The organism is Allobosea sp. ASV33 (genome assembly GCF_016428755.1).
GTDB lineage: Bacteria > Pseudomonadota > Alphaproteobacteria > Rhizobiales > Beijerinckiaceae > Allobosea.
Genome location: NZ_JAELTI010000176.1, coordinates 1 through 3,683, shown reverse-complemented (window position 1 = coordinate 3,683; position 3,683 = coordinate 1). Strand labels below are relative to the sequence as shown.

The 3,683-nt window shown below is 65.5% G+C and carries 4 protein-coding genes; 1 reads left to right on the top strand and 3 read right to left on the bottom strand.

Annotated elements, in window-relative coordinates:
* Positions 1–18: 18 nt before the first annotated feature.
* Complete coding sequence (locus JHD80_RS26800; RefSeq protein WP_199093569.1) at positions 19–573, top strand: DUF2889 domain-containing protein; 555 nt, start codon at positions 19–21, stop codon at positions 571–573.
* 33 nt (positions 574–606) lie between these two features.
* Here the strand turns inward: JHD80_RS26800 and JHD80_RS26795 are convergent, their stop codons facing one another.
* From JHD80_RS26795 to JHD80_RS26785, 3 genes are all read right to left on the bottom strand, one after another.
* Entirely contained in the window at positions 607–1,422 is an 816-nt protein-coding gene (locus JHD80_RS26795; RefSeq protein WP_199093567.1) for a thioesterase family protein, read from the bottom strand.
* Between the two features lie 94 nt (positions 1,423–1,516).
* Entirely contained in the window at positions 1,517–2,803 is a 1,287-nt protein-coding gene (locus JHD80_RS26790) for a TRAP transporter large permease (RefSeq protein WP_199093565.1), read from the bottom strand.
* Positions 2,800–3,318 carry a TRAP transporter small permease gene (locus JHD80_RS26785; RefSeq protein ID WP_199093563.1) on the bottom strand — a complete coding sequence of 173 codons (519 nt, stop codon included), beginning with the start codon at positions 3,316–3,318 and terminating at the stop codon, positions 2,800–2,802. Before JHD80_RS26785 ends, JHD80_RS26790 begins: the two co-directional genes overlap by 4 nt.
* Positions 3,319–3,683 lie beyond the last annotated feature (365 nt).

Sequence of the window (3,683 nt, the reverse complement as noted above, 5' to 3'; positions counted from 1 at the left end):
GATCGATAGGAGGCTACCATGGAAGAAGATGACGGCATCGTCCGCGAGCCACTGCATCATCGTCATATCGATTTCCGCGGTTGCGCGCGCAGCGACGGGCTGTTCGAAGTCAGCGCACATCTCGTCGACAGCAAGCCGCATGATTTCACGCCGCCAGGCGACACCCGGACCGTGCCGGCGAACGCGCCGATCCACGATCTCGGCCTGACTCTGGTCTTCGACGAAAACATGGTCGTCCATGCCGTCCGAACTTTCATCCGCGCCTATCCCTATCGCCCCTGTCCGGGGGGCGGAGACACGCTCCAGGCCATCGTCGGCCTCACGATCGGCGCCGGCTGGAACAGCGAGATCCGCAAGCGATTGCCGGCCTGCGATACCTGCACGCATCTGAAGGAACTGCTCGGGCCGATCGCGAGCGCGGCCTACCAGACGATGACGATGCGGCGGATGCATCTCCTCGACGCGCGCAATGCGGAGGGCAAGCCGCTCAAGATCGACAGTTGCCACGCCTATGGCGCGTCCCGCAGCATGGTCGAGCGGCTCTGGCCGGAGCATCACCGGCCGAAGGATTGAGATCGAGCGGCTGCGGTGACGGTGCCCGGCCGCCTACCCCGATCTGCGCAGGAAATCCGGAACTGCCGCCACGCGTCGTGTGCGCAGGTCGACCGCGAGCAGCGTCTGTCGGACGGCCGCGACCTGGAAGCCTGCCCGAGTGCCAAGCCAGTGCTCCAGCGAGAAGCTCTTCTCGCCGACATGACTGAGGCGCGCATGCGTGACTAGGATCGCTCCGGCTGCGACGTCGCCATGCCGGGCGACGCTGAGCTCGATCGCCATCCGCCCGATCCCGGTGCGTTCGGTGAACTCCATCGTGTAACCCAGACCGAGCAGCAGGTTGTGCGAGGTGATCGCGGTGCGGGCGATGATCTCCTCGAAGAGGAGCCCGCCGGCATGGTCGAGCTCGGCGGGCCTCACCGGCCCGACCTCGCCGTGAAAGACGCTGCCTGCGTCTCCGCCCCCGCTCGCAGGACTGGAGAGATCACGCGGCAACAGCCGCTCGAGATCCTCGCCGGCGGCATCGGGGAGAATATGAGCGCCCTGTGCCTTTCGGTCGATGGCGACGGCGGAGAGCCGGCCGGCGCTGACCAGCAGATGCGCCACCGCACCATCCGCCGTGCCGCCCCGGATCACCGCCGAGCGAACCTCGACCGCGGCGCCGACGCGTAGCTCCCTATGGTAGCGGATATGGCGTTCCGCGATGACCGCTGCGCCGGGGTTGGGCTTCCCGTCGAGGGTCGCGACGGTCTCGGCGGCGGATTGGAAGCCGCGACCGTAGAAGCGCGCATTCCAGTGGTCGTTGAAATCGCACTGCCAGCGTTCGACGCGGGTGTGATGGGTCGGGATGCCGAGTTGGGCGATATCCATGGGCTCTTCCATGCCGGTCGTTCCGGTGGATTCATTCCGAGGTCGTGCGGAGGAACGGGGCGCCATGGCGCCCCGTCCGCAAGGAGTGGCCGCTTCACTGCATGTGGTTGGGCAGCCAGAGGCTGATCTGCGGGAAGAGCAGCAGGATCAGGATCGCGATCATGTGGCTGATGACATGAGGCAGCATGCCCCAGAACACGTCGCCGACCTTGATCTTCGAGTATTTCGCCACCACGAAGCAGTTCAATCCCAGCGGTGGCGTCACCAGCCCGATCTCGGCCGTCACGATCTTGATGACGCCGAACCAGATCAGGTCGAAGCCGAGCGAGGAGAGCAGGGGGGCCACGATCGGGACCGTCAGGACCAGGATGGCCATCTGGTCCATGAAGAAGCCCATGATCAGGATGATGACCACGATGATCCCGACAATCACCCAGGGCGCGACGTTGAGACCGCCGACCCAGCTGACGAGGCTCTGGGTCGTCTGCGTCAGGGCGAAGAAGGTCGTGAAGACATGGGCGCCCAGGATGATGAGGCCGAGCATGCAGGCCGTCTTCGTCGAGCGGGAGACGATGTCGATCACCTCCTGGCCCGAACGCTTGCCGCGCCAGAAGTAGAGCCCTCCTGCGCAGAAGGCACCGACAGCCGAGGCTTCCGTGGGCGTGGCGATGCCGGTGTAGATCACGCCGGTGACCGCCATCATCAGGATGAGCATCGGCCCGACGAGGCGCAGCGAGGCGATCTTTTCCCGCAGCGTGACCTTCTCCGTCAGCGGTGCGTCCTCCGGGCGCCAGAGCGCGAGTAGATAGACGGTGAGCGCGATCGTGAAGGTGACGATGATGCCGGGAATGACGCCGGCGATCAGCATCCGCGCGATGCTGACATCGGCGAGCATGGCGTAGATGACCATGGCGATGCTCGGCGGGATCAGCATCGAGAGCGTTCCGGAGATCGCGACGACGCCCGACGCCATGCGCTTCTCGTAGCCGTAGCGCAGCATCGCGGGCAGCGAGGTGGCCGAGAGCGTCGCTGCCGCCGCCGTGGAGGAGCCGCAGATCGCGCCGAAGCCTGCGCCGGCAAGCGAGGTGGCGATGCCGAGGCCGCCGCGGACGCGGCCGAACCAGGCGGCGGCCGCCTTGAACAGGTCGTCGGCGATGCCGGAGCGCAGCACGAATTCCGCCATCAGCAGGAACATCGGGATGGTCAGGAATTCATAGGTCGCGGCTGAATCGCGCGGCATGCTGGAGAGAATGCCCAGCAGCGCGTCGGCCCCGCCGATCCAGTAGATACCGACCGAACCCGCGACGATCAGCGCGAAGCCGATCGGGGCGCCCGCCGCGAGGAGCATGAAGAGAAAGATGACGACGATCGCGGCGCTCATTCGACATGCTCTCCGGAAGTATCGGCGACGCCCTTGTCTTCACCGTGGACGGCCAGCTTGAAGCAGTGGAGGAGAAGGCGCAGCGCGAGCACGCCGGCGCCGATGGCGATCGCGGGATAGGAAGCCCAAGCCGGCCAGGCGATGTAGCCGGGCAGGAACTCGCGATTGGCGTAGGCCTTCGTCATCTCCTCGGCGGCGCCGAGCGCGATCACGCCGAAGGCGATGGCCGCGAGCACGCCCCAGATGACGTCGAGCGCGTTTCGCAGGCGCTTCGGCATGATGTTGCGAAACAGGTCGATATTGATGTGGTCGCCGCTCTGGAAGGTGCCGGATATGGCCAGGTAGAGCGCGGCGATCAGCAGGTAATAGGTGATCAGGTCGAAAGCCCAGGGCAGCGGGCGGTGGATTGCGTAACGTGACACCGCGTCGGTGCAGACGATCAGCATGATCGCGATGACGCAGATCGCCGCTATTCGCAGGATCAGGCGCTCGATCGCCGTGATGGTTCTTTGCATTGTTCTTGTCCCCGATTGTGGCCGAACGCTCTTGCCGAGCTTTTTCCTCCCAACACGGCAGAGCGGCCTGAAGCGCTCCCTCGGCGCCTCGTTTTGCGGCACAGGATTTCGCTGTGCGACGCGTTGGACTTTATGAGCAGGGCCCGGGCTGGGCAACCGAGCCCAAGGCGCCGTCACGGCCAGCCAGAGCTTTTACCTATGGCTGGGACCTATGGCCTTCCCGCCGGGATCGGCTTTAAGACGAAGGCAGACAAGGGCCCAGGTAGCGGGCCGGCATCCGGCGCGGTTCAGTCCAGATTGATGTAGACGGCCTTCGGGGAGAGGAAGCCCTCGACATGCTCGCGCGAGCCCTTCCAGCCGTAGCC

Coding starts and splice junctions, on each gene's coding strand:
- JHD80_RS26800 (WP_199093569.1), top strand. CDS start 19: ATGGAAGAAGATGACGGCATCGTCCGCGAGCCACTGCATCATCGTCAT.
- JHD80_RS26795 (WP_199093567.1), bottom strand. CDS start 1,422: ATGGATATCGCCCAACTCGGCATCCCGACCCATCACACCCGCGTCGAA.
- JHD80_RS26790 (WP_199093565.1), bottom strand. CDS start 2,803: ATGAGCGCCGCGATCGTCGTCATCTTTCTCTTCATGCTCCTCGCGGCG.
- JHD80_RS26785 (WP_199093563.1), bottom strand. CDS start 3,318: ATGCAAAGAACCATCACGGCGATCGAGCGCCTGATCCTGCGAATAGCG.